This window comes from Frankia sp. Hr75.2, from assembly GCF_949319125.1.
GTDB classification, from domain to species: domain Bacteria; phylum Actinomycetota; class Actinomycetes; order Frankiales; family Frankiaceae; genus Parafrankia; species Parafrankia soli.
Map to the genome: position 1 here is coordinate 14,857 of NZ_CASGGV010000318.1, position 25,849 is coordinate 40,705.

Annotated in this window: 15 protein-coding genes and 5 pseudogenes; 13 read left to right on the top strand and 7 right to left on the bottom strand. The window is 68.0% G+C overall.

Annotation, left to right across the window (positions count from 1 at the left end):
- Positions 1-152 precede the first annotated feature (152 nt).
- Positions 153-6,026, bottom strand: coding sequence for a type I polyketide synthase (locus AC559T_RS28420; protein WP_498870671.1), 5,874 nt, complete (start codon positions 6,024-6,026; stop codon positions 153-155).
- 312 nt (positions 6,027-6,338) lie between these two features.
- On the opposite strand from AC559T_RS28420, the pseudogene AC559T_RS28425 reads away from it, so the two are divergent.
- From AC559T_RS28425 to AC559T_RS28440, 4 genes and pseudogenes are all read left to right on the top strand, one after another.
- Positions 6,339-6,584 (top strand): annotated as a pseudogene (locus AC559T_RS28425) (transposase); the annotation flags it as partial.
- A pseudogene (locus tag AC559T_RS28430) lies at positions 6,584-6,895 on the top strand (DUF6744 family protein); the annotation flags it as partial. The pseudogenes AC559T_RS28425 and AC559T_RS28430, both read left to right, overlap by 1 nt.
- Before the next feature lie 122 nt (positions 6,896-7,017).
- Positions 7,018-7,119 (top strand): annotated as a pseudogene (locus tag AC559T_RS28435) (hypothetical protein); the annotation flags it as partial.
- Between the two features lie 158 nt (positions 7,120-7,277).
- Positions 7,278-7,601, top strand: coding sequence for a DUF6744 family protein (locus AC559T_RS28440; protein WP_498870682.1), 324 nt, complete (start codon positions 7,278-7,280; stop codon positions 7,599-7,601).
- Between the two features lie 21 nt (positions 7,602-7,622).
- Here AC559T_RS28440 and AC559T_RS28445 read toward each other — a convergent pair whose 3' ends face one another.
- A complete protein-coding gene (locus AC559T_RS28445; RefSeq protein ID WP_498870672.1) occupies positions 7,623-8,132 on the bottom strand; it encodes an integrase core domain-containing protein in 510 nt (169 codons plus the stop codon).
- Positions 8,133-8,436: 304 nt separating this feature from the next.
- The gene (locus AC559T_RS28450; protein WP_498870673.1) at positions 8,437-9,981 is read right to left on the bottom strand and encodes a helix-turn-helix domain-containing protein; all 1,545 of its coding nucleotides are present in this window, start codon (positions 9,979-9,981) and stop codon (positions 8,437-8,439) included.
- 955 nt (positions 9,982-10,936) lie between these two features.
- Between AC559T_RS28450 and AC559T_RS28455 the strand changes: the two genes are divergently transcribed.
- The 6 genes from AC559T_RS28455 (at position 10,937) to AC559T_RS28480 (ending at position 18,248) form a co-directional block, all read left to right on the top strand.
- Positions 10,937-12,193: a pentapeptide repeat-containing protein gene (locus AC559T_RS28455; protein ID WP_112104957.1), complete on the top strand. Its 1,257-nt coding sequence runs from the start codon at positions 10,937-10,939 to the stop codon at positions 12,191-12,193.
- Positions 12,194-12,317: 124 nt separating this feature from the next.
- Positions 12,318-12,872 (top strand): TetR/AcrR family transcriptional regulator, encoded by a 555-nt coding sequence (locus AC559T_RS28460; RefSeq protein WP_112104958.1) that lies wholly within the window; start codon positions 12,318-12,320, stop codon positions 12,870-12,872.
- Entirely contained in the window at positions 12,872-14,374 is a 1,503-nt protein-coding gene (locus AC559T_RS28465; protein ID WP_498870674.1) for an alpha/beta hydrolase domain-containing protein, read from the top strand. The genes AC559T_RS28460 and AC559T_RS28465 overlap by 1 nt, the downstream gene beginning before the upstream one ends.
- A gap of 77 nt (positions 14,375-14,451) precedes the next feature.
- Complete coding sequence (locus tag AC559T_RS28470; RefSeq protein WP_498870675.1) at positions 14,452-15,273, top strand: response regulator; 822 nt, start codon at positions 14,452-14,454, stop codon at positions 15,271-15,273.
- 386 nt (positions 15,274-15,659) lie between these two features.
- Positions 15,660-16,913 carry an ABC transporter substrate-binding protein gene (locus AC559T_RS28475; protein ID WP_112104961.1) on the top strand — a complete coding sequence of 418 codons (1,254 nt, stop codon included), beginning with the start codon at positions 15,660-15,662 and terminating at the stop codon, positions 16,911-16,913.
- Between the two features lie 819 nt (positions 16,914-17,732).
- The gene (locus tag AC559T_RS28480; RefSeq protein ID WP_498870676.1) at positions 17,733-18,248 is read left to right on the top strand and encodes a hypothetical protein; all 516 of its coding nucleotides are present in this window, start codon (positions 17,733-17,735) and stop codon (positions 18,246-18,248) included.
- Positions 18,249-18,542: 294 nt separating this feature from the next.
- Here the strand turns inward: AC559T_RS28480 and AC559T_RS28485 are convergent.
- Positions 18,543-18,710, bottom strand: a pseudogene (locus AC559T_RS28485) (hypothetical protein); the annotation flags it as partial.
- A 67-nt stretch (positions 18,711-18,777) separates the two neighbouring features.
- Between AC559T_RS28485 and AC559T_RS28490 the strand changes: the two are divergent.
- Positions 18,778-20,007: a YibE/F family protein gene (locus AC559T_RS28490; protein WP_498870677.1), complete on the top strand. Its 1,230-nt coding sequence runs from the start codon at positions 18,778-18,780 to the stop codon at positions 20,005-20,007.
- Between the two features lie 75 nt (positions 20,008-20,082).
- Here the strand turns inward: AC559T_RS28490 and AC559T_RS28495 are convergent, their stop codons facing one another.
- Both AC559T_RS28495 and AC559T_RS28500 read right to left on the bottom strand, forming a co-directional pair.
- A complete protein-coding gene (locus tag AC559T_RS28495; protein ID WP_498870678.1) occupies positions 20,083-20,817 on the bottom strand; it encodes an ABC transporter permease in 735 nt (244 codons plus the stop codon).
- A complete protein-coding gene (locus AC559T_RS28500) occupies positions 20,814-21,575 on the bottom strand; it encodes an ABC transporter ATP-binding protein (RefSeq protein ID WP_112108545.1) in 762 nt (253 codons plus the stop codon). Before AC559T_RS28500 ends, AC559T_RS28495 begins: the two co-directional genes overlap by 4 nt.
- A gap of 144 nt (positions 21,576-21,719) precedes the next feature.
- On the opposite strand from AC559T_RS28500, the gene AC559T_RS28505 reads away from it, so the two are divergent.
- Complete coding sequence (locus AC559T_RS28505; RefSeq protein ID WP_498870679.1) at positions 21,720-22,940, top strand: sensor histidine kinase; 1,221 nt, start codon at positions 21,720-21,722, stop codon at positions 22,938-22,940.
- Positions 22,937-23,620, top strand: coding sequence for a response regulator (locus AC559T_RS28510; RefSeq protein WP_498870680.1), 684 nt, complete (start codon positions 22,937-22,939; stop codon positions 23,618-23,620). The genes AC559T_RS28505 and AC559T_RS28510 overlap by 4 nt, the downstream gene beginning before the upstream one ends.
- A gap of 665 nt (positions 23,621-24,285) precedes the next feature.
- On the opposite strand, the pseudogene AC559T_RS28515 reads toward AC559T_RS28510, so the two are convergent.
- A pseudogene (locus tag AC559T_RS28515) lies at positions 24,286-25,392 on the bottom strand (integrase core domain-containing protein).
- Between the last annotated feature and the right edge of the window lie 457 nt (positions 25,393-25,849).

Below are 25,849 nucleotides of genomic sequence, written 5' to 3' on the forward strand. Positions count from 1 at the left end.
CGCGGCCACGGCCCGGGGGACGGCAGGTGCCGGCCCCCGGGCAGGCCATGGCCCCTTTCGGGTGACGGGCTGCGTGTGTTTCGGCCCCTTCGCTGGTTGCCTGTCCACGAGGGTCCGAGAAAAGGCCTGAGAGCCCTGGAATACCTGACCGGTCAGGGCGACTGGTCGAGGTTGCTGAGCCAGTGGTGGAGATTTCGCGCGGTGGAGATGGCGTGCTCGTTCATCATCGTCTGGTGGTTGCCGCTGACGTCCAGCGTGAGATGGTCGATCTCCCAGTCTGTCGTCCAGCCGTGTTCCTCGATCGTGCTCTGGTCGCCGGGGGAGAGCTGGGGCATGCGCTCCTCGGCTCGGACGAGCACGATCGGTGCCTCGACCGGGTTCGGCTTCCATTTCTCGAACAGGGTCAGGTAGGCGCCCTGGGCGGTGACCTGCGCCTCGGTCATGAGTGCGAACGCCTGGTCGTTGACGGCGATCCCGCGCAGTTCCTCCTGGATCTCCTCGGCGGGAATCCGGTCGCCGGGGAGCCAGGTGTCGAGCAGCAGGACCGCCTTTGGGTGGATGCCGCGTTCCTCCAGACCGGCGGCGACCGCGTGCGCGAGCCAGCCGCCGGACGAGTATCCGGCGATGGCGATGGGTACGCCGATGAAATGGGCCGCGACCAGGTCCGTCAGTATCTCGACGACGAGGTCGGACGAGGCGGGCAGCTGTTCACCTTCCCCGAATCCGGGGAGGGACAGTCCGTAGACGTCTCGTTGGCCGTGCAGGTGGAGGGCGAGCCGGGCGAAGCTGTGCGGTCCGGACGGTGCGACCATTGAGGGCACGCAGACGAGCGTGCAGGGGGCCGGGCCGGCGGAGAGCCGGACCGGTGGCGGCACCGGGCCGAAGTCGGCCGCGTCGTGGAAGACGGGCCGCAGCCTGGCGACGGCCTGCAGGATTTCGACGCCCTCGACGAACTTCCCGTCCGAGCACGCCTGCCGGTACAGGTCGCGGACCCCGGCCGGCGCGGCGTGGGTGGTCGGCGCGGCCGGCCGCCCGGCACCGACGAGGGTCGCGAGGTACTCGGCCAGTTCGGTCACGGTCGGGTGTTCGAAGACGACCGGCGGTGTCAGCGCCAGCCCGGTGGCGGCGGTGAGCCGGCGGCTGAGCTGAACGGAGGCCAGCGAGTCGAAGCCGAGGTCGAGGAACCGGCGCCGCGGGTCCACGTCGTCGGGGGACTCGTGCTCCAGGATGACCGCGGCCTCCTCGCGAACCAGCCGGGCCAGCGTGCTGACACGTTCCTCGCCGGTCAGGCCGGCGAGGTCCATCCGCCTGCCGTCCGCTGGCCCATCCGGAGCGGAGCCGGCGGTCGGCGCCGGTCCGGCACCGTGCTCGGCACGGGTGGGCAGGCCGTCGAAGAAACGGCCGGGACGGAGCGCGGTGAACGGCGGCAGGAAGCGTCCCCAGTCGACGTCGACGACGGTGGTCGCCGCCTCGCCACCGGCGACCGCCTCGGTGAGGACGGTAACAGCCGGCTCCACTGGCAGCGGCGCGAGACCGCGTTCGCGGAGGTAGTCGCGCAGGCCCGGCTCGGCACCGAGACCGGCCTCGGCCCAGGGGCCGAACGCGACGGAGGTGGCGGGCAGACCGTGGCCGGCCCGGTGCGAGGCGAGGGCGTCCAGGTAGGCGTTGCCGGCGGAGTAGGCCGGCTGGCCGCCGCTGCCCCACGTCGCCGAGATCGACGAGATCAGCACGAAGGCTTCCAGCGGGATGGGCCGTGCGCCGTCCGGACGGGTCAGCGTGTCGAGTAGCGCCGCGCCGGTGGCCTTGCCTGTCACCACTTGCGCGAACTCGCTGAGGGTGAGTTCGCGCAGCGGCGCGGTCCGGCCGATGACGCCGGCGGCGTGGACGACTGCGGTCAGCGGTTCGCCGCCGCCGGCCGCCTCGTCGAGCAGAGCGATGACCTGTTCGCGGTCGGCTAGGTCGCACGCCACGACGGATGCCTCGGTGCCCAGTGCGGAGAGCTCGGCGACCAGTTCCGCGGCCCCGGGAGCGGCCGGGCCGCGTCGGCTCGCCAGGACGAGTCGGGACGTCCCGTTGCGGGCGAGGCGGCGGGCGACCTGCGCGCCGAGGGCTCCGGTACCGCCGGTGATCAGTACGGTTCCGTTCGGGCGCCAGACGGGCGTCCCCAGCCCGTCGGCCCCGCCGGCGGAGCTGACGCCCGCTTCCGTGCCGACGCCGGGGCGGGGGCGGGGGCCCGCGGGGGCGAGCCGGGCGACGAACAGCGCGCCGTCTCGCAGGGCCAGCTGGTCCTCGCCGCCGGGGCCGGTCAGCGCGGCGCCGAACAGGGCCAGCGTCTCGTCGTCGAGATCGGCCGGAAGGTCGACGAGACCGCCCCAGCCACGGGGTCGTTCGAGGGCCAGCGTCCGGCCCAGCCCCCAGAGCATCGCCTGGGCCGGAGCGCTGACCGGGTCGGCGGGGCCGGTGCTGACGGCGCCGCGCGTGGCGCACCAGTACGGCGCGTACTGGCCGAGGTCGTCGAGTGCCTGCACGAGTGCGCAGGTCAGCGCGAGTCCGTTGGTCAGTTCCGGGTGCACGGGGTTGAACCGGCTGTCGAACGCGAGCAGCGAGAGGACGCCGCCGATATCGTTCTCGCGGCCGGAGATGTGCTTCGACAGGGCCGCGGCGACAAGACCGCGCTCCGCGTCCGTCCCGGAGAGGGGGACCTGGACCGGTGTTCCGCCGAGGCGTTCGACGACCCAGGACAGCCGGGACAGCGTGTCGTCGTCGATCCCAGCCGGCGGGGTCACCAGCAGCCACAGGCCGGTCATCGGCGCGCCGTTGGCGACGTGGTCGGCGACGGTCGCGGTGGCCTGCTCGTCGGAGAACGGCTCCCACCGCACGTGGTAGCGCCAGTGTTCCGGATCCGTTGCCCGCTCGGCGGCTCCCCGGTCCGTCGCGGTGGCGGTTGTGACGGGCGTCCCGTCCATCCAGTGGTGCGTGCGCTGGAAGGCGTAGGTCGGCAGGTCCAGGTGTTTTCCGCCGCGTACGGGCGGCAGCGCCCGCCAGGCGACGGGGATGCCTGCGGCGTCCAGCTCGGCCAGGGCGGCGAGCAGCGTCTCGGGCTCGGGACGTCCGGTCCGGCAGGCCGCTACCTGCACCGTCTCCGCGCCGCCGCCTGCGGCGTTCGCCGGCAGGCAGGCCGGCACGAGCGCGGTCAGGACCGCGTCGGGACCGAGTTCGACGAACGCCGTCACGCCGTCCCGGTGCAGCCGGCGAACCCCGTCGAGGAAGCGGACCGGCTCACGCACGTGCCGCACCCAGTACTCGGCGGACGTCAGTTCCGTCGCGGTGGCCGGTTCACCGGTGAGGTTGGACATGACCGGTATGGCCGGGGCGTGGTAGGTGACCTGCCCGGCCGCCGTCCGGAACGCCGTGAGCATGTCCTCCATGTGCGGGGAGTGAAAAGCATGGCTGACGGTCAGCCGTTTCGTGCGCCGCCCCCGGGCCGACCACTCAGCGGCCACCCGCTCGACGAGCTCGGCGTCGCCGGCGACGACCGTGGCGGACGGGCTGTTGACCGTGGCGATCTCGACCTTGCCGACGAGGTCGGCGATCGACGCCCGGACCTCCGCCTCGCTCGCGCCGATGGCGGCCATCGCGCCACCCGGTCGGCATTCCTGCATCAGCCGGCCGCGGGCGGCGACCAGCCGGCACGCGTCGTCGAGCGACCAGACGCCGGCGACGTGGGCGGCCGTCAGTTCGCCGATGGAGTGCCCGGCGAGAGTGTCGGGAACGAATCCCCAGGACTCCGCGAGGCGGAACAGCGCGGTCTCGAACGCGAACAGCGCGCACTGGGTGTAGGCGGTCTGGTCGAGCAGCGCCGCGTCCGGCGAGCCGGCGGGAGCGAACATGACCTCGCGCAGCGGACGCTCGAGCAGCGACGCGAACCGGCCACAGATCTCGTCCAGCACCTGCGCGAACACCGGGTAGGCCTGGTAGAGGTCACGGCCCATCCCCGGGTGCTGGCTGCCCTGCCCGGTGAACAGGACGGCGGTCCGGCCGTGGGCGATCGCCGGCCGGGCGGCGCCCGCGACGAGCCCCGCCGCGGGGCGGTTCTCGGCGAGCGCGGCGAGGGCGCCGGCCAGGCGTGCGCGCCCGGCGGGTCCGGCCGGGACGACGGCGACTGCCCGCGACTCGAACCGGGTGCGCCGGGCGAGGGTGAAGGCGATGTCGACCGGATCGAGGTCCGGGTCCCGGGCCAGGCGTTCGCCGAGCCGTGCCGCCTGGGCCCGCAGCGCCGCCTCGGTCCGGCCCGACAGGACGATCGGCACCGGGGCCGTCGGCGCCGGGTCGGCCACCGCCGGGGCCTCTTCCAGCACGGTGTGGGCGTTGGTGCCGCTCACACCGAACGCGGATACCGCCGCCCGGCGCGGCGCGGCGCCGTCGCGTTCCCAGCCACGCTCCTCGGTGAGCAGCGCGACGCCTCCGTCCGCCCAGTCCACGTGGGGCGAGGGCTCCCGCACGTGGAGGGTGCGCGGCAGCACTCCGTGCCGGATGGCCTGGACCATCTTGATGACGCCGGCCACTCCGCTGGCAGCCTGCGTGTGCCCGATGTTCGACTTCAGCGACCCGAGGTGGAGCGGCCGGCCGGCCGGGCGGTGCCGGCCGTAGGTGGCGATGACGGCCTGGGCCTCGATCGGGTCGCCGAGGGCGGTGCCGGTCCCGTGTGCCTCGAGGACGTCCACGTCGCCGGGCGCCAGACCGGCGTTTGCCAGGGTCTGGTGGATCAGTTGCTGCTGGGAGAGGCCGTTGGGTGCGGCCAGGCCGTTGCTGGCGCCGTCCTGGTTGACGGCCGTGCCGCGGATCAGTGCGAGCACCGGGTGGCCGTGGCGCCGGGCGTCGGAGAGCCGCTCCAGCAGGAGAACCCCGGCGCCGTCCGCCCACCCGGTGCCGTCGGCGTCCGAGGAGAAGGCCTTGCACCGCCCGTCGGGAGCGAGACCCTGCTTCCGACTGAACTCCAGGAGCATGCCCGGTGTCGTCATGACCGTGACGCCGCCGGCCAGCGCCAGGTCGCACTCACCCGACAACAGCGCCTGGCCCGCGAGGTGGATGGCCACCATGGAACTGGAGCACTGGGTGTCCACGCACAGGGACGGCCCCTGGAGACCGAACGTGTAGGAGACCCTGCCGGCGATCACGCCGAGGGCGTTGCCGGTGAGCAGCTGTCCCTGGGCCTTGGCCGGAGCGCGGTGCCAGGGCGGACCGTAGTCCTGCAGCGAAACCCCGGTGAACACGCCGGTCCGGGTGCCGCGCAGGGATCCGGGATCCACGCCGGCGCGTTCCAACGCCTCCCAGGAGATCTCCAGCATCAGCCGCTGTTGGGGATCCATGGCGTTCGCCTCGCGCGGGCCTATACCGAAGAAGCCCGGGTCGAACATGCCGATGTCAGGCAGGAAGCCACCCTCGCGGGTGTAAATGGTGCCGGGATGCTCGCGATCCGGATGATAAAGCGCGTCAACGTCCCACCCCCGGTCGGTGGGAAGGCCGACGACGGCATCCCGGCCGTCACGGACCAGCTCCCACAGTGCTTCTGGGGAATCCGCGCCACCTGGTAGTCGGCAGGCCATGCCGACGATGGCAACCGGGTCGTCCTCCCGGGGCTTTCCAGCGGGCGCGACCGCCGTGACCTGTGGGTTCTCCGCGCCGCCGAGGAGACGCGAGCGCAGATAGCCGGCCAGCGCGTCCGGTGACGGGAGATCGAAGAAGAGCGTCGCCGGCAGCCGCAGGCCGGTCGCGGTCTCCAGCTCGGACTGCAACTGCCGGGCGACCTGCCGATAGATCCCGAGGCGGCGCCAGGGCGTGATCGGATCCGCGGCTATGTCCGCGGGCTCTCGATCAGTCAGGGCGCCGACGAGTTCCGCTATCAGGTTCAGCAGGGCTCGAACCTGATCGGAATCCGGTTGGCCGGCGAGGCGGTCACGCAACCCGCCCACGGAACCCCTGGCACGTTCGGCGGGAAATTCGCCGGTTCTGGGAGTAGCGTGCATCCACCTCTCCTGGAGGGAGAAACGACAGGTCGCTGGACATGGGTTCAGCACGGAGAAACCGCCCGTGCCAATTTTTGCTTACTGTTACGCTCCCTCGATTCCGGTGCAACGCGTTATGCCACCTTCTTCCTATTTGCAGGGGTATCGCTTGACAGTCGCGCCGGACCCCGCCGCGGTGGGTGAATTTTGGTCGTTTTGGTCACGAGAATTTACCGTCGCGGCCTTGGCGGGCGCGATTTCGGGAGCGTCGGAAAAACTCGTTCAGCGGCCCGGAATTACCGTCGATCCGTGCCTGTCGGCGGAGTACTTCGCGCGCGGCCGACGGGCCTGACCAACCTGCCGCTGCACGACTTCACCCAGAACCAGCTCTGGTGCGCCCTCGTCGCACTCGCCCTCGACCTGACCATCTGGACCCAGACGCTCGCCCTCGCCGGGCAGCCCGCGCGGTGCTGGGAACCGAAACGGCTACGCCACCGGCTGTTCTCGCTCGCGGGCCGGCTCGCCCGCCACGCCCGCACCACCGTCCTGCACCTCGCCGCCCACCACCCCTGGATGTGATGGCGCGCCGTCTGACTCGTGCCGCTACTCCGACCTGGCGCGACCCGCCGGGAGCTCTGGCCGTCCCATACGGAACCGCCGTAGCCACCACCTCGGCGGCGAAGGCCCGCTACGCCCTCGGCCCTCACCGTGGCCGTAACCACGCCAGCCAGGGCCAGAACGTGACCCTGATGATGCGCAACGTCGCCCGGGACGAGACCCGCATGGTGCGCCACCTCGTGCGCGAGCTCGCCGACCACGCCGACGAAGCGCTGTCCTACGAGGTGCGGGTCGCGAGCGCGGAGTTCGTCCGCGCGACCGACCCCAATCTCCCCGAGGGGTCCGGGACGATGATCCTCACCGCCGAGCAGGAGACCGTCGACCGGCTCGGCCCCGACGAGCGCACCCTGATCACCGACCTGATCGGCGCGATCATCACCGACTACACACCCGTAGCCAGTACATCTCCGCTGACCGGCTCCGCAAGATGCTGCGCGACATCGTCGAAGACGCGCTCACCGCGGTGCGGATCCACCCCGGGGTGTACTTCGTGCACCACCGCCACGCCCCGCCCTCGCTGCGCGTGGGACCACGCCTGCCCGGCGGACCCCCGCACGGTCCCGTCGCCCCTCCCGCTGAGCGTGCGTTTTTGCCGCCGGGTCGGAGAGGGAGGGTCGACAGCGCGTTCGCGACCAAGGCCCAGGTTGACCTGGAATCCATCGCCCGCGACATCGCCCGCGCCCGGGCCGAGGGCCACACCCCTACCAGGTCCGCCGGCTCCACCAGCGCTACACCGCCGTCTACCAGGCCGCCGAGCAGTACCAGGCCGACCTCGACACCCACCTCACCGCCACCGACGCCATCCTCCAACTCGTCCAGGCGCAGATGGCCACCCTGATGATCAGGGTTGCTGATGCGGAGACCGACCCGGCTCAGGCCCTCAGGAACAGCCCTCTCGGGCCTGCGAGCAAGGTAGCTGCGGGCCTGTGGGGCTCCAGAACTTGGGTTTCGGCCTCTGATCTGCTCTTTTGCAGCTGACGTGATCGTTTGGGGGCGTCGTCAGGCGGCGTTGCGGTATTCGTCGATCATGGCGCCGAGGATGCGTGTGCGACGGACGGCGGACTCCGAGGTCGATGTGACCATCGGTGGCGGGTCGGGTGGGTGCTGGTCGAGGGAGCGGTGGGGCCGGTGGATGTTGAAATGCTTGGCGTAGCTGCTGAGGACCGACGTGAGGTGCTGTTCGGAGACGATCAATAGTCTGTCGGTGCATTCCCTGCGGACGGTGCCGACCCAGCGTTCCGCGATCGCGTTCGCCTGCGGTGACTGCGGCGGTGTGCGCACCACGTCGATACCGCCCCCGGCAAACACAGCGTCGAACGAGGCCGTGAACTTCGCATCTCGGTCACGGATGAGGAGGAACCGGTGGGTGTGTTCCTCGAGATCCATCAGCAGGTTCCTGGCCCGCTGGGTGACCCAGGCCGCGGTCGGATGCTTCGTGACCCCGAGGAGGTGGACATGGCGGGTGGCGTGCTCGACGACGAAGAACACGTAGATCCGTTGGAGGAACACGGTGTCGACGGTGAAGAAGTCGCAGGCCAGGATGCCGGAGGCCTGGGCGCGTAGGAATGTGCGCCAAGAGGTGTCGGACCTGCGGGGTGCGGGGTCGACGCCGGCGCGGTGCAGGATCCGCCAGACGGTGGCGACCCCGACCGGGTAGCCCAGCCCGATCAGTTCTCCCTGGATCCGGCGGTGGCCCCAGGTCGGGTTCTCCCGTGCGAGGCGCAGGACCAGATCGCGGATCTCCCGGCGGACCGCTGGCCGCCCAGGGGTCTTGCGCGGGTCTTCACATGGCCTATCGTGGCCATAATGTCGTTCAGGGTAGCGACCATAGGCGGATGGTGCTGTCGCTGCTGGTGCTTGCCAGCACGCGGCCGTTCGGGGAGAAGCGCACCGAGAGAACCCAGCCCTGGTAGCCGGTGAGTGGCGCGCTGATGGGCTCCGGGTTGGACAGGTCGGTCACGTCCCACAGTCTCACGGAGTTGTCGAACCCGCTGCTGGCGAGAGTGCTGCCATCCGGGGAGAAAGCGAGCGACCAGACGCGGTTGGTATGCCCGGTGAGCGGTCTCCCGATCGGGTGGGGGTCCTCCGGAACGGCAAGGTCCCAGAGTCGGACCACGCCGTCGGTGCTCCCGGTGGCAAGGAGTCGTCCGTTGGGGGAGAAGGCGGCCACGTACGTGGTGGCGGGTGTTGGCAGGGATTGGGTCAGTCGTTTAGGGGCCCCACGGTCGGCCATGTCCCAGATCGCGATGGTCCTGCTGTAGCCGGCGGCTACCAGGAGGCGGTTGTCCGCGGAGAAAGCAACCGATGTCACGAACTCCATATCGCTGCTCAGTCGCGCGAATTGCCACGGTCTGGCGTGGTTGGTCATGTCCCACAGTCGCACCGTCGTGTCGTCGCTGCCGGATGCGAGCGTGCGGCCATCCGCGGAGAACGCCACCGACCATATCGGTCTCGAGCCGTCGGTCAGCGCACGACCAGCCGGCTGGGGAGCCCCGATGTCGGCTGTGTCCCACAGCCATATGGATCCGTCCCAGCTGCCACCGGCCAAAATACGCCCATCTGGCGAGAACGCCAGTGATGTCACCCCGTCGCGTGGGCCGGTTAGGGCAGGATCGATCCGGACGGGCGTGGCGGGGTCGGTCATGTCCCACAACCACACTCCGCCTTTCCTGCTACTGCTAGCCATTACTTTCCCGTCGGGGGAGAACGCGGTGGACAACGCCCAGCCGTTCTGATCGGCCAACGGGCGCCCGAGCGGCCGGACACCGGGTTCACGCCCGAGAATCATGGCGAGAATGAGAACGATACCTACCACGCTGGAGAACAACACCATGATGATAGCTGCGACGGAGATACTCCGGCGGTTCCACTTCCAGCCGGATCTGCGCGCGCCGTGAAACCGGCTGTGTTCATTCTGTGCGGCTGGTCTTGGTGCGGAGTCGTCCGCGGCTGCGAGTGCTGGTGGCACCAGAGAGACCGGATGGGTTGAGTACTCGGCGCCTTCAACAGAATCGGTGTTATCATTGTCGCCGCCTGCGGTGGGAAGTTCGGTGCCGTCGCTCGTCGAGATCGACGCCGCAGTTTCCCAGAGTCTGAACAGGCGTGCGATTTCGTCCCCGTCGGCGCCGCATACTCGCGCGACGCGTTCGATGGTGCCGAACTGTACTGGCACGGACTGGCCTGTGCAGTAGCGCTGTACTGTGGATCGACCCGCGTTGACCTTTCGGCCGATCCATTCGTAACTCCGACCGCTGCGCTGCTTGAGTGCAGAGAGGAGTTCACCCAGCTCCTCGGAGGATGAGGCCGTCCTGACGGGTTTCCCTAGATCCCCATCCCGTGGTGAAGTCATGGCCAGCATGCTACCGACGGAGGGCGTCCGAGGATCTCCGCGTCCCAGTGCGCTGCGTTTCCGCAGGTCACAGCCGGTCTGATGTCCCGGGACCCCAACCCAGCTTAGCCCGGTTGTCAGATACTGGGCGGCTCTGCGACGCTACTGAAACCGCCAGCGGACGAGGCTCTCCCAGCCATCGTTGAGGCGCGGTATATCAAATGGCCCTGGGGCTTACGATCATATTTCCAGAACCGGAGAGCCTCAGATTTGGTCCCGGTGGATCGCTGTCGAAGCAGCTGATTCTCTGAGCTGACAGAAACGGTGCGTGGGAGTTAAGAAATGCAATCTGTAATGACAATCAAACTAGGCTGGAGGGCGGACTGGTGAAAGGATGGCCGCGACTCCCGTCGTGCCTGCGACAGGTCTGGAAGCAGTTCGCGATCGTCGTCGGCGGAATCCTTCTGGCGCTCCTGGCGGCGGCGAATCTTCCTGGTCCATCCGCGCGGCCGGCGGGAGTTGGTGCTTCGGCGGTCACGCCGGGCGCGAGTGCAAATGCGCCGGACCAGATACCGCATCTGTTACGCCGATACGCCCAGACCGCTGTCCCTTCGCTCCCTTCAGATGCCGCCCCGATCAGAGCCACCCGAGCTCCGGTCGTTGTCCCCAACGTGGTCGGCCTGGACCTGCGGACGGCGGAGGGCGTGCTTTTCCCCTCGCTATTGCCCAGTGCCATCGATGATCCGGCCTGGCGCGGGCGGAGGACCGTCGGGTCGCGCTGGGTGGTCGTGACGCAGAAGCCGGTCGCTGGCAGCCAGGTGCCAGCGCTGACCACTATCGATCTGTACGTGGTTGAGGCTCGGGAGTCGGATTGAGTCCGCCCCGGCGGGCCTGGGGAAGAGAGCGTCCGGGAGGAATCTGCCCGGTGCAGGATCCGGAAAGGGCATACGTGTCGGGATCGACTCGGTGTCAGTGGGGAACTGGTATGTATTTTTCTGCCAAGCGCGACTTTCAGGTTACTGAAAGGAGAGCGGAGTATCTAATCGCTGGGCGGTGGTTGCGGGTCGCTACCGGGGCCGCGGCGTCGGGGGCTGCGCTTGCGACGATGGGGATCTTCTACCTGCGCGCCTCGATGCATCCGTCTGGCCTCGGCGGAGAAGCGGAGGCTCGGGCGATGGTGGAGTGCGTGTTGCTGATTGCATCGGTCACGCTGGCGACGCTGGCCGGCTACCAGGTCGCCGCGGACGGGACGCGCCGAGCGTACGCGCAGGCATGGACAGCGGGCATCCGGGAAAAGGACAGCAATGCCCGCTTTTGCGCCCGGTATTTCTTCGGCCGCGCGGTTGACCGGCTCGGCAGCGAGAACAACACGACTCGCCTCGGCGGGATCTACGCCCTGGAGCGGATCGCGATGGACTCACCGAGTGACCAGCGCGCGGTCGTCGAGGTCCTCTCCGCCTTCATCCGCACCCGCAGCACGGACCCTACGCTGCGGCCCGCCGCGTCCGGTCCGGTCGTTCCGCTGCGCCCTGCCGTGGACATCCACGCTGCGGTGGCGGTCCTGGGGCGTCTGTCCGTCCTCGACGGTGTCCCCCGCGCGGACTTGAGTGGTGCGAAGCTGACAGGTCCCGCCGCCCTGCACTGCATACAGGCCAGCTATGGCAACCTCAGCAACACCGACCTCACCGGAGCGGACCTCAGCCACGCCCATCTGGGTCGGGCGGACCTCACTGCCACCCGGCTGGGCGGCACGGATCTCACGGGCGCCTCGCTGAACGAGGCCAACCTCAGCTATACCTGGTTGGGCGGAGCGAACCTGACCCGCGCCCGGCTAGGCGGCGCGGATCTCACGGGCGCATCGCTAAGCGGAGCGAACCTGACCCGCGCCTGGCTGGACGGCGCGGATCTCACGGGCGCATCGCTAAGCGGAGCGAACCTGACCCGCGCCTGGCTGACCGAGGCGGACCTGACCGGCGCCTGGCTGGGCGGAGCGAACCTCATCACCGCGGTGGGACTGGTCCAGGATCAGATCGACGCGGCATACGGCGACGGGTGGACGCGGCTACCGCCGGAACTAACGAGACCGGCCTCGTGGACCTCGGCCGAGGCTGACGAGTACCGCCCGGCAGATCCACACCAGTTCGTCGGACAGTGGCATCCGGAGGTGCTGGCGGGGCAGGAAAACGCCCTGTCCGCCTGGGACTATCACCAGACGATCCTTCCGAAGGTCGTGATTGTGTGAGCGAGGCGCCGCACGACCTGGCCGCACGACCTGGCCGTGCGCCAGGCTCCGGCGCCGGTACGTCCGGTGCAACGCGCCTGCCCGGGTCGGCGACCGGCGGGTCCGCCGTTCGCGCGCCGCGCTCATGCGGGCCGCGGTGACCTTGGTGGCAGAGCGGGGCACGACAGCGATCAAGGTGTCTGATCTCGCGGAGACGGCGGATGTCAGCCGCCAGCTGATGTATCTGCAGTTCGGTGATCGTGACGCCCTGTTCCTGGAGGCGGCACGTGATCTTCTGGCGCGGGAGCTTCTGCCCGACATCACCCAGGAGCCTGAGGGCGGACGCCTTCGAGTGCTGGTCACGACCCGGCACTTCGCGCGGTACCGGTCCTTCTACCGGGCGATGCTGATGGGGTCGTGTGCGTTCGGTCTGGCCAGGATCTTGCACGGTCTCGTCGCTCCGTTCGGGCAGCAACTGGTGGTTCGGATGTCCGACGGGTCACTCGCCCCGGATCTCGTCGAGGACTTTGCCGGGTTCGTTGTCGGTGGGTGGTCCGCGCTTTTCGCTTCGTGGGTGGTGGATGGGCCCGATCCCCTCGACCCGGAGGCGTTTGCGGACCGGCTGATCCGGATGCTGTCCGCCGTCGCCCTCCGTGAACGTCCACCCGAACTGATGATCACAGTTGGAGAGTTGGACTGATGCCTGCTGACATGAGCCCCCGTGGCCGAGGGATCGCACCGGGTTGGCTGAGGGCGGCGCTGCTCTGCTGCCTGCTTGCCGCCACTGCGACGGTGGCGGGCTGCTCGGACGGGGCGCCGCAGAAGCCGACGACGTCCGTGATGCCCGCGCCGCGGCCAGCAGGGCCAGCGGCCGACTTACAGGAGCTGACCGGCGGCAAAGGGGTGAACATGGGCTCGCCGGTGGTGGTCGACTTGACCGGGCCCGGCTACATCCAGAACGAATATGTAGCCTCGGGCACCGCGACGTCCTACCGGCCACAGGGTGCGCTGGCCCGCGATGGCCGCTGGGTTTTCCAGCCCGCCGATGCTGCCGCCTACCGCACCCGGGTTCTCGTCCGGCGTCCGGCGGATGCGCGGGACGTCAGCGGCACCGTGGTCATCGAATGGCTGAATGTCAGCTCCGGCGTCGACTCGGACGTCGAGTGGTACAACACCTATGAGGAGCTGATGCGGCACGGTGACGTCTGGGTGGGCGTCTCGGCCCAGCGCATCGGCGTGATGGGCGGGGACGTACTCACACCGTCCGCCGCCGGCAGTACGACAACCGGCCTACGGGGCACCGATCCGGCCCGATACGGGTCGCTCAACCAGCCCGGGGACGGCTACGCCTTCGACATCTTCACCCCGGTGGCCCGGGCGATACGCGCGGGCGGTGTGGCGATGGGCGGCTCCACGCCGAAATACCTGCTCGCCGCCGGCGAATCCCAGTCGGCGTATGCCATGGTCACTTACATCAACGGGGTGCAGCCGCTCACCCAGGCATTCGACGGCTTCCTGGTCCACAGCAGAGGCAGCGGCGCACTACCGCTCGTCGGGCCAGGCCAGTCCACCAGCCTCACCGACACCGCCGCGACCACACCGACACTCGTCCGAAGCGATACCGGCGTGCCTGTGCTCGACGTCCAGACCGAGGGTGACCTCACCGTCGTCCTGAACTCCCTGCGGGCGCGGCAGGATGACAGCAGCCGGTTCCGCCTCTGGGAGGTGGCCGGAGCCGCACACGCCGACGCCCACGCGCTCGGCCCGTTCGTGAATGCGCTCGACTGCGGGGTGCCAGTCAACAACGCCCCGACACACATCATGGTGAAGGCCGCGATCCGTGCCCTCGAGACCTGGGTCCAGGCCGGGACCCCACCGCCCACCGCGCCGCGAATCACGGTCATCTCCGGCGACAGTCCCGACGTCGCCCGCGACACCGACGGCATCGCCGAAGGCGGCATACGTACCCCGCCCGTCGATATCCTGTCTGGTACTCCCGCAACGAACGCCTCAGTGCTCTGTGAACTGTTCGGCTCGACGAAACCACTGCCGGTCACGCGCATCGCCATGCTCTACCCCACGAAGGACGCCTACCTGCAGCGTTATACCGCTGCGGTCGACAAGACCATCGAGGCCGGTTTCGCGCTGACTGCCGACCGCGCCGCACTGCTCGCCTACGCACAACCAGATCGCATCCACTGAGTGCCCGATGCAGGTCATCGCCCTCCGCCGTACAGGCAGATTCAGACACGCTTACCGGGCTGAAAGGCTGCGCATTCATGCCAATATCATACGTCTGCCGCCCTCGCCCCACCGGAGCACGGTACGCACCAAAAAGCCAGATTGACACGCTGGTCGTCAGCGGCGACTCGTCGTATGCCGAGTCCATCAGGATGAACATCGAGAAGATCTCCGGATTTGCCGTTGGTGCGGTGACTCTCACCGGCGGCCAGTCCATACGGCTACTCACTCACAACTCGTATGATCTAGTCATACTCGACCTCGACCTGTCCGATATGGCTGGCCTTGAAGTATGTAGATCAATTCGGTCCCGTAACGCGGGGCCGGACATAATCGCTGTCACCGCCGACCGTGAACTTGCAACAGTCCGAGTAGCCGTCTCCTACGGAGTCATTCATTACCTGGTGAAGCCTTTCGATTTTGCCGACTTCCGGGCCCGCCTCCACCGGTACGCGCTATTCCGACAGCAGGTCGCGGATAATGCCACCGGCCAGATAGGACAGCACGAGATCGATTCCGCTCTGGCCATGCTGTCGCCAGACCCCACGGCGCAGCCAAAAGCCCCGAAGGGCCTGACCGCGGCGACACTCGATGCCATCGTCACGTGCCTGCGCGCGGCGTCCACGCCGGTCTCGTCGGACGATGTTGCCAGAACATTAGGCATTTCCCGAGTAACCGCCCGACGTTACCTCGAACGGTTGGCCCAGGAACGGCTGGCAATCCGCCGCCAACGTTATGGACGGCCTGGACGCCCGGAGCATCTCTACTGTTGGCGGGCAGGGGATCAAGAACCTGAAACCGTTCACATGGGCCAGGGGGCCCGAAGAGATCCTGACAGTCTCCCCCCTTATCAATCTTGAAGGGTCAGGGTCTGACTATGGTGCGTCCGGAACGAGGGTGGAGCGAAGCGCGAGGAATCCGTGAACGCCGTGCCGGAGAGGGAAAATGGCATGCCCAATCTCGGCGCGCGCGGAGAGGTTCCGGTAGTCTTGCCGAGAAAACAGCGAGGGTTTCTATCTATGCGTGGTGGGCTTGGCGGAGCCTCGAATCGTTAAGGTTGGTATCGCCGGGACCCCGTCCACGTCCTTGAATACCCCTTCGTGCGTTGCGCGAGTTCGGAGAAGCCGGCGTCGACAGCACGGGCGGCCGAATACAGCGACAGACGAGGCAAGGCGCATAGTGTGCTCTACAGAGTAGCGAAATGGATACTTCCGGTCGCTGCTCTTCGCCATTCCACGGAGAAGCGATGATTTTCGGTAGATTGTCGATACGATGGATAGTGTCGGTTGCAATTGTCGTTGTTGTGGCTGGCTGTACTTTGCCGGGCAGTGGGAAGCGGCGACCGGTGGCGGTTGGCTGTGACAGCCCGGGAGTCACCTCCGACCAGGTGAAACTGGGGTTGGTGTTCTCTGACTCGGGTATTGGTAGCACTGCACTTTCCTCGGCCCGGTCCGGGGTGGATGCTCGGATCAACCTGGCCAACGCTCAAGGTGGCATCCACGGTCGTAGGATTTTTTACCAGTGGCGCGATGACGCGAGTTCCTCGTCGCAGAACGCGCTGGCCACTCAGGATCTTGTGCAGGAATCCGTGTTCGGTCTCGTGGCAGCTACGGCCTCGCTCGAAGGTTCACTGGCTCGTCTCGACGCGCAGGGCATCCCCGTGGTAGGTATCGCGCTTCCGTCTTGGAACAGGTATCGTAACCTTTTTTCCCACCTCTACATGCCCTCTCCGGGAACGGTCGCCCGATATATCCAGGCCCACGGTGGGACGAGAATCGCTGTTGTTACCACTGGCACTGTAGCCTTAACCATGGAGACCATCACTCAGTACAAAAACGCCTTCAGTGCTCTCGGACTCGCCGCGACCGATCCCATCCCGTACACGAGCAGTAGTGACAGCCCGCAGCGCATAGTCCACCAGCTCGCTGCTATTCGCGCCGATGCCCTGATCGGCTTCACCGCGCCAGAGGATCTTGCTGACATCGTGCAGGCAGCTCGTGCCGCGAGCCTACGCCTGAACGTCGGTGTTTCCCTGACCGGCTATGACAAAGCCCTTCTTCCCGCGTTCGGTCAAGCGCTGGCTGGTGTGTCGATCCCCGTGTATTTTCGTCCGTTCGAGGCGGGAGGCCCAGCCATCGACCGCTACCGCGATGCAATGACACTCTACGCGCCTGAAAGTATCGAACCCGACCAGCAGTTCGCCATGCTCGCCTACATATACACCGACCTGTTCCTACGCGGACTTGACCTGGCCGGCACCTGCCCAACCCGTGAAGGGTTCATCAAAGCTCTACGGAGTGTCACTGACTATGATGCGGACGGTCTGATCTCGCCTGTCGACCTAAGTACCAACTCTACCCACCCCCTCGATTGCTTCGCGTTCGTCCGTGTCAACCCCACCGGCACCGCGTTCGATGTCGTAAATCAAAGACTCTGCTCCGACGGCTCGGAATCCCTGCCGCCGGGAAATGAATCAACGCCAACCGGCCGTAGTCGGTAAGAAGACAGAGAAGTGAGCCTTTCCCGCGTGACTTTCAGCCAGCGCGTGTGAGCGCCACGGGGTGTGGTTGGTTACGGGCGAAGCTGAGGGCCGCGGCAAGGGGCTCTGCTCCCCCCGGCTGGTGTCGTGATCAGACTGCCATGGCAAGTTCGGTGAAGGTAAGATCTTGAATGGGTGGTGCGTGCACGTGCTGCTTGTCGCCGGGCTACCCCACTCTCAGATCGCCGGGCGACTCTGGCTCGACGGCAAGACCGTGCGTCGCTTCGCCCGTGCGACCACCTCTGACGAGCCGATCAACGGTGCTCCTACGAGACGACGCGGCACCTCGGACCGCCATGCCGTCTATCTGACCGCACGGTGGAACGCCGGTGTCACCAGCACCCGCCAGCTCCACCAGGAGCTGTGCGACGGCTGCCCCGACCTCGGCTCTTCGCCCGCGAACGGGTCGCTTCCTTCGCCGACGTACTCGTCCATCGCCGCAGCGGCGCAGCGCTGGAAGCATGGGTCCAGTGGGCCGAGGCATGCGCCCTGCCTGCGCTACGCGGCTACGCCACCGGCCTGCGTTCCGGCTGGGACGCGGTCGCCGCCGGTGTCACCCACACGTGGAGCTCCGGCCAGGCCGGAGGGCAGGGGGTCATGTTGGATCAAAATGATCAAACGTCAAATGTTTGGACGAGCGAACCCAGACCTGCTCCGCACCTGTGAGCTCGCCGACCAATAAAGATCCAAACCACAATCACGGAACTTGCGCCAGAGCCCAGTTCCAGGCGTCGTCGGCGGCTAGGCCGCAGCGGGTGCCGGTCGTAGCGGATCGGACCCGTGGCGCGGGTCAATTACGAGGTGAAATATATGACTATGTCCAAAAACTTCGAGCAGGTAGACGGTGTGGGGCCGGTTGTCGGTGGGACACAGGGCAATCCGCCTTCCGTCGGTGGGTCGCTGGTGCGGTGGGTGCAATACCAGGCGCCAGTGTTCGTACGGGTGCAGTCGGACGTGGACGGTCAAGGTGGCAGGGTCACCAAGGTGATCGTGGTTGCTGACCCCGGTGACCTACACCTCGCTCGTGACGGCCATGGTCGTTTCCTGGTTTACGACAACGGCTTCGACCCGCTTCGACAGGATGACTCCCAGGCCGGCCTTAATCTCGTCCAGACGGTTTCGATCGCCGAGGACCGCCACCGCTGGCCCGATGGGCACCTCGTCGCCCTCGGGAACGGCTGGGACAGCGGACCCGACCCACGTATTGACCCCGCCTACTACCCCGACCGCGACTGCCTGCCATCACCGGTTGAGCCCGCCGAGGGTGGCACAGGTCTAGCCTGGGATGGGTGGTGACCGGTGACGGAGCAGCGCTGCTGCACCGGGGCTTATGGCGGCGGCGCTGGTGAGCTCGTCTAGTAGCGTGTCGCTGCTTAGTTCTGGCGTGTCTGGTTGAGAGGTTCGGTCTGGCAGATCTCTTCCTCTCTGCCAGTCAGGACTGTGTCATGGGTTCGCAGAAGAAGCGCCGCGAAGAGAAGGTTGATCTCGTGGAAGGGTTCGCCGTCTTCGTCGTAGGCATGCTCGATGCAGCCTAGGAACTCGACGTTCCGGACCCGGAGACCGGTCTCCTCGTAGGGCGGTCTCCCGGCGAAGTGCCGTGTCCACGGTCTCGTCCGGCTCGACGTTCCCGCCCGGCAGGAAGTACCAGGTCTGCCCCCGGCGGTTGGTGAGCAGTAGCCGGTCCTCGGCGAATGCCACGAGGCGGGCGCCACCTGGCCGCAGGTAGCACCATGCCCAACGGCCACACTCGGGAGCCATGGGGCATGGACATCACCACAGTGGAGGAGCGGGGACCGGCGAGACGTCGCGGCCGGCCACGACTGTCATGGCGGTGGCGGTGGCGCTGTTTCTGATCTTCACCGTGGTCGGTGTCGTCCTGCTCTGGCCGTCCGGTGGCACCCGAGAAACCCCCGAGGATCTGCGCGGCCTGGTGGGCGGCGCCAGCCAGCTCGTCAACGCCACCATCGAACGCGCTGGCCGGGGTCCCTGCCCTGACCTGACCGGCGCAGGGGCACCTCCTGCGACCTGCGAACAGATCGACGTCGTCCTGGACGATGCGTCGGAATCCGACAGCCGGCTCCATCTCGACACTCTGGTCGACCCCACCGGCCCGATCCTGAAAGCCGGGGACAAGGTCCGTCTCGCCCCGACCACCGACATCGCGGGCCAGGCGACCTACTACGTCGCGGACTTCCAACGCTCCACTCCGATCGGCTGGATCGCGTTCCTCACCGCCGCGGTGGTCGTCGCGGTTGCCCGTTGGCGCGGACTGGCCGCGCTCGCCGGCCTGGCCCTCAGCTACCTCGTGATCGTCAAGTTCACGTTGCCGTCCCTGCTCGACGGACATTCCCCCGTCGCGGTCGCCCTGATCACAGGCACCGCCCTGGTCGTCGTCCTGCTCTACCTCGCCCACGGCGTCTCCGCCCGCACGACCGCCGCGCTGCTGGGCACCCTCGCCAGCATGGCCCTCGCCGGCGCCTTCGGCGCCTTGGCGATCGACCTCGCGCGCATCACCGGACTCGGTTCTGACGAGGACGTGATGCTCAAGGGGTTCGCCGGGCAGCTGAGCCTTCCCGGTCTTGTCCTCGCCAGTGTCATCATCGGCTCACTCGGCCTGATCAACGACATGACGATCACCCAGGCTGCTGCGGTCTGGGAGGTCTCCGCCGCGGCCCCGCAGGCCTCGTTGCGGCACCTGTACCGCTCCGGGATGCGCGTCGGACGCGACCACATCGCCTCCAGCGTCTACACCCTCGTCCTCGCCTACGCCGGCGCCGCGCTCCCGACCCTGCTCCTGTTCACCCTCGCCGACCGCAGCAGCGCCGACCTGGCCAGCACCGACCTCGTCGGCGCCGAAATCGTGCGGACCGCGGCCGGCACCATCGGCCTCGTCGCCTCGGTACCCCTCACCACCGCCATCGCGGCACTCGCCGCATCACGACGACACCCCCCAGGCTCGGCATCCCCTTCGACCGACATCGACACCGACACCGACTTCGCCCCAGCCGGTCACGCCGACGCGGACACCCAGCCCCTCATCTACCGGGCCAGCTAACGTTCGTCGTCCGGGTTCATCGATGCGTCGGGGACCCCGCACCCACAAGCTGGAGCAGCGCCTGACTCAGGCCGGTCAGGGCACGTCGCGCCGCATGGTGAGGACGCGACCGGCGGTGGCCGCGAGCGCCGACCAAGCGGCAAGTACGAGGGCGCCGACGGCCGGTGGGAGCAGGATGTCGGGGTCCTGCCCCATCAGAGCGAAGCCGGCCTGGCCGGGGGCGAGCCGTCCGACGTCGGGAATATAGGCGATCAGCAGGTTCTCGATGAACAGCAGCCAGGTGGCCAGACCAACCAGGGCGGTGACCTGATTACGCAGGATCGCGCCCAGACCGAGACCGAAGGCGGCCCACAGCGCGCCCACCAGGGCCCCGCCAAGAAGGAGACGCACGACATCGGGGTGGGCGAGGGTGATGTCGATGCCACGACCAGCGAGGACAGAGCTTCCGACGACGATGGCGACGAGTTCCACGGCGAACCCGAACGTTGCCCCGGTGAGGGCGCTCGCGCCGAGCTTGGCGGTCAGGACCTGTCCTCGCCGCGGGGTGACGAGGAACGTCGAGCGGATCGTTCCATGACGGAACTCGGTGGCGATGGTCATCGCGCCGCCGATCCCGGCGAACAGGGCTGCGAGGACTCCCCAGCCGAACACCCGCATCTGATCTGTGACGGTTACCAGCTGGTCTGTGCTGAGGCTGAACGCATGGAGGGCCACCGCGAACAGGCCGAGACCGAGCAGGGTCAGCAGCAGGGTGAGGTCGGTGCGGGTCGAGCGCTGCTTGCGCAGTTCGGCGGCGAGGACGGTGTTCACGCGGCCACCTCGGAGGTGACGGCGAGGTAGACCTCTTCGAGCGTCTGCCCGTCCGCGGTCAGCTGATCGAGCCGACCCTGTGTTGCCAGCCGACCTCGGTGGAGTATCAGTACCTGGTCGACGGTCTGACTGACCTCGGCGAGGACGTGGCTGGAGACGAGGACTGCCCCGCCCCGCTCGGCGAATCCGCGCAGCATCGCGCGCAGCCACTGCATCCCTGCTGGATCGAGGCCGTTCGCAGGCTCGTCGAGGACGAGTAGGCGGGGTTCACCGAGAAGGGCTCCGGCGAGCCCGAGCCGCTGACGCATCCCCAGGGAGTAGGTCCGCACCCGTCGGTCAGCCGCCGCGTCGAGCTCGACCATGGCAAGCACCTCCTCGACGCGGGTATCGGGGATCCCGGCAGCCAGCGCGAGGACACGCAGGTGCTCGCGGCCGGAGCGGGCGGGGTGAAGGTCATGAACGTCCAGCACCGCACCGACTTGCCTCGCGGGACTACCCAGGTCCTGATACGGATGGCCGAGGATGAGGGCCTCGCCGGAACTCGGCGTGGCCAGGCCTAGCAGAAGCCGAAGTGTTGTGGTCTTCCCTGCTCCGTTCGGGCCGAGAAATCCGGTGACGGTTCCCTTCTCCAAGGCGAAGGTCAGGTCGTCGAGCACGACGGTGTCGCCGTAGCGTTTACTCAGCGAGCGCACGCTGACGATCGCGTCGTGGGTCGACGCCAAGGCTGTGGGCCTCACATCGCCGGTCCGGTGGTCCATGCGCAACTCCTCACGGTGATGTCTGGTTGTCTGTCCGGCACCGATCGTGTCGGTACCAGGGTGCGGTGGCATCGGCCGTGGGAAGCGGGTCGTCTACTCCTGTAGGCGTATGCGCGCCGGGCAGGGCGCGGTTAGATTCGGCTCATGGGACGCGGGCAGATCTCCGCTGTGGACGCCGCCGTCCCGATCCTGGTCGGTGCCGTGATCACCGCCGGAATCGTCGTTCGTGCGCAGACCGAAACCGTCCACACGGCGCTACCACTGGGACTGGCCGCAGCCGCGGCTCTGGCGGCACGCCACCGCGCTCCTGTGATCACACTCGCCGTTACCGGTGGCCTCGTTCTCGGCTTGTGTACCATCGAGCCCGCGGCCGGCGCCGCGGCCGTCTTCGCACCCGCCGCGGCGCTGTACTCGGTGGGACTGCGCCGCGGCCGGGCCCATCAGGTCGTCGCGGCGCTCGCGGCCGTCGCCGCGATCCTCGCCACCGACCTCTTCCTCACCAGCCCGGCCACCATCGCCCCGCATACTCTCGGCCACGCCGCTCTCGTCGCCATACCGATGCTCGCCGCCGACACACTGCGGACCCGCCGTTCCTACGTGTCGCTGCTGCTGGAGCGCGTCGAACTCGCCGAACAGTCCCGTGAGCAGGAAGCACGGCGGCTCATCGAGCAGGAACGGCTACGGATCGCCCGGGACCTGCACGACGTCGTCGCACACACCCTGACGACCATCAACGTCCAGGCCAGCGTCGCGGCGCACCTGCTCGACGACAAGGCCGGACACGCCCGAGCGGCCCTCGCGACGATCGCCGACGCCAGCCGCGACGCCCTCGACGAGATCCGGGCCGTCGTCGGAGTCCTGCGCGATCGCGACTCCGACAGCGGCCCTGCCAGAGCGCCACTCGAACCGACTCCCGCCGTCGAAACCGTTCACGACCTCGTCGCCCGGCTCCGCGACAGCGGCTTCGACGTCACCGTCCGAGTACAGGGTGAGCAGCCCGAACGGATACCGGATGCGGTCGGTCTCGCGACCTACAGGATCGTCCAGGAATCACTGACCAACGTCCGCCGCCACGCCCCCGGCGCATCCGCACAGGTCGGCCTCACCTTTACCGCGACGCAGATGCTCATCACCATCGAGAACCCGACCGAGCCTGCGGGAATAGGCGTCGGTACGGGCACCGGCACTGACACCGCGGCCGCAGCCGGGGCTGCCGGCAAGAGCGAGGTCGGTGCCGGAGTCGGAATCATCGGGATGACCGAACGAGCGGCAGCGATCGGCGGAACTCTCGCGGCGACCCGGATACCGCACGGATTCCGGGTGTCCGCCGAGCTGCCCTACCGCCCAGCACCGGCAGTCACATGACGCGCGTTCTGATCGCCGACGACCAAGCCGCGGTACGCGGCGGCTTCGCCGCCCTCGTCGCGGCCGAGAGCGGGCTGGTGCTGGCCGGTGAGGCCAGCAACGGACGCCAGGCCGTCGACATCGCCCGGCGAGTGCTTCCGCATGTGGTGCTGATGGACATCCGCATGCCCGTTCTCGACGGACTGGAAGCAACCCGCCTCATCAGCACCGACCCGACCCTCACCCGCACCCGGGTCCTCATCCTCACCACATTCGACCTGGACGAGTACGTCTACACAGCACTGCGGGCCGGAGCCAGTGGCTTCCTCCTCAAAGACGCCGGACCCCGCGAACTGCTCCACGCTATCCGCGTCGTCGCAGCCGGCGATGCACTGATCGCACCGTCCGTGACCCGCCGGCTGATCACCGAGTTCGCCGCCCGCCGCGACCCAAGCGTGCCCCCCGCGACGCTGGCGACCCTCACCAACCGGGAACGCGACGTCCTTCGCCTCGTCGCCCGCGGCCTCACCAACGCCGAGATCGCCGGCCGACTCCTCATCAGCCCCCTCACCGCCAAAACCCACATCAGCAACATCCTCGCCAAACTCGACCGCCGCGACCGCGCACAACTCGTGACCCTCGCCTACGAAACCGGCTTCGTCTCGCCCGGCGACAAAGATCGGACAGTCGAAAGCTGCTGAGCCCTCGAGGGACACGGCAGGCTGGTGCACGCCGCCAGTGGATGGATCGGCGAGGCGCTCGGGCTCGACCGCGGAGACGTCGGCTGGGACACCGCCCAGCTGACCGTGACCGGCAATAAAGGCCGCACCCTTAAAGTGCCCCCCTCCACCTCACGACCGTAACAATGCTCGCCGACTACGCGGCCCGCCGCGACCAGCTCTGCCCGACCGCGGAAGTGCGCTGATTCGAAATTTCTGAACGCTGTTCGACGGCGAAATCAGTGCGCCGCGACGTGTGCGACGATCCCGGAGGTAAGGGCTCGCCCGCTTCGTTTTGTCTGTAAGGGCGGATATGTATGCTGCCGTATTCGACGATTGGCTTCTGTCGACTGCAATCCTCATAGGGGCAGCCATTGCGAGGACTGCCCGCATGGTCGCCTGGCTACTTCACCGCCGCTCCAGGGGCGGATCATCGACGGGGCGTCGCTGCGATGGCGGTCGGGCGGCCAGTCACCGCAGCAGGCGCGCACGGCGAACAGCGGCGGTCTGGCTGTCGCGCGCCGCGTAAGTCATAGCCACAGCACCCTTTCGGGGATCACACCCAGCCGGTGGCTGTTGGGCTCCAAAATCCGGGTGCGGCCTGTGAGCTGCTCTTTTGTAGCCCGGGTGATCGCCTGTGGAGGTCGTCAGGCGGCGTTGCGGTATTCGTTGATCAGCCCGCCGAGGATGCGTGTGCGACGGACGGTGGAATCCGGCGTCGGGGTGGCCACGGGTGGCGAGTCGGGTGGGTGCTGGCTGAGGGAGCGGTGGGGTCGGTGGGTGTTGAAATGCTCCGCGTAGCTGTCGAGGACCGATGTCAGGTGCCGTTCGGAGACGATCAACAGCCTGTCGGTGCATTCCCGGCGGACGGTGCCGACCCAGCGTTCCGCGATCGCGTTCGTCTGCGGCGACTGTGGCGGTGTGCGCACCACGTCGATACCGGCCCCGGCAAAGACAGCATTGAAGGAAACCGTGAATTTCGTATCGCGGTCACGGATGAGGAACCGGAACCGGTGGCCACGTTCCTCGAGGTCCATCAGCAGGTTCCGTGCACGTTGGGTGACCCAGGCCGCGGTTGGATGCTCGGTGACCCCGAGGAGGTGGACTCGGCGGGTGGCGTGCTCGACGACGAAGAACACGTAGATCCGTTGTAGGAATACGGTGTCCACGGTGAAGGAATCGCAGGCGAGGGTGCCGGAGGCCTGGGTGTGTAGGAACGTGCGCCAGGAGGCATCGGCCCGCCGGGGCGTGGGATCGACACCGGCGCGGTGTAGGATCCGCCAGACGGTGGCGACTCCGACCGGGTAGCCCAGCCCGGCGAGTTCTCCCTGGATCCGGCGGTGGCCCCAGGTCGGGTTCTCCTGGGCGAGGCGCAGGACCAGATCGCGGATCTCCCTGCGGATCAGTGGCCGTCCGGGGGTCTTGCGCGAATGGGTCCGTTTTCGTGCGAGGAGCTCACGGTGTCAGCGCAGCACGGTGGCTGGGGTGACGAAGAACGAACCCCAGCGAGCTCGGGGTAGCAGCCGGGACAGGGCTGCGAGGATCAGCCGATCCGCCGGTTCCATCGTCGGGCGGTTCACCTGCCGTCGCAGCACCGCCACCGGATGTCGCAGGACGAGGAGCTCCACGTCTTTCGCGGTGTCGCCGCGCACGCGGAGCAACGTCAGTCCGAGAGCGTTGCGTGTCAGGGCGTGGAGCAGCGACCACACCATGACCATCCAGCCTGCCCGACGCGGGCCCTGTCCGGCAGGCAAACGCGCAGGTCACCGCCCAAATCGGGGTTCTGGAGCCCCACAGGCTACGTCGAGCGGGCCGCCGACCCCCACGACGGTCGGGCCAAAATTGTCCGGCTCACCGCCCACGGCTTGGCGGCACTACGCGCGATGCGCGCCACCGCGTTGGCGGTCGAGCAGGAATGGTCTACCCGGCTCAGCCCCGACGGCCTTAGCTCGCTCCGCGAGCTACTCCTCACCCTCCTCGGCGAGGACCCCGGGCAGACTAGCCGTCCCGCGCCCGGGGGCTCAGCCGGAACCGGGACGCCAACGTCCTCGCGCCGCGACGACACCTGATGGTTACCTGAGGCGACCACGCGGCTGCCGTCTGGCCACACCCAGTAGAACGCATCAGCCCCCGAACGCAATACGATCGACCCCGCGTACCAGATATCAACTCAACCGGAAACCCGGCGAAACCGCACAGAACACCCTCTCG

What these genes read in the sequence shown, in the direction of transcription:
- AC559T_RS28505 (WP_498870679.1), top strand. Translation starts at nt 21,720, where the DNA reads ATGGGACGCGGGCAGATCTCCGCTGTGGACGCCGCCGTCCCGATCCTG.
- AC559T_RS28500 (WP_112108545.1), bottom strand. Translation starts at nt 21,575, where the DNA reads ATGGACCACCGGACCGGCGATGTGAGGCCCACAGCCTTGGCGTCGACC.
- AC559T_RS28460 (WP_112104958.1), top strand. Translation starts at nt 12,318, where the DNA reads ATGCGGGCCGCGGTGACCTTGGTGGCAGAGCGGGGCACGACAGCGATC.
- AC559T_RS28490 (WP_498870677.1), top strand. Translation starts at nt 18,778, where the DNA reads ATGGCGGTGGCGGTGGCGCTGTTTCTGATCTTCACCGTGGTCGGTGTC.
- AC559T_RS28455 (WP_112104957.1), top strand. Translation starts at nt 10,937, where the DNA reads ATGTATTTTTCTGCCAAGCGCGACTTTCAGGTTACTGAAAGGAGAGCG.
- AC559T_RS28465 (WP_498870674.1), top strand. Translation starts at nt 12,872, where the DNA reads ATGCCTGCTGACATGAGCCCCCGTGGCCGAGGGATCGCACCGGGTTGG.
- AC559T_RS28475 (WP_112104961.1), top strand. Translation starts at nt 15,660, where the DNA reads ATGATTTTCGGTAGATTGTCGATACGATGGATAGTGTCGGTTGCAATT.
- AC559T_RS28450 (WP_498870673.1), bottom strand. Translation starts at nt 9,981, where the DNA reads ATGCTGGCCATGACTTCACCACGGGATGGGGATCTAGGGAAACCCGTC.
- AC559T_RS28470 (WP_498870675.1), top strand. Translation starts at nt 14,452, where the DNA reads ATGCCAATATCATACGTCTGCCGCCCTCGCCCCACCGGAGCACGGTAC.
- AC559T_RS28510 (WP_498870680.1), top strand. Translation starts at nt 22,937, where the DNA reads ATGACGCGCGTTCTGATCGCCGACGACCAAGCCGCGGTACGCGGCGGC.
- AC559T_RS28420 (WP_498870671.1), bottom strand. Translation starts at nt 6,026, where the DNA reads ATGCACGCTACTCCCAGAACCGGCGAATTTCCCGCCGAACGTGCCAGG.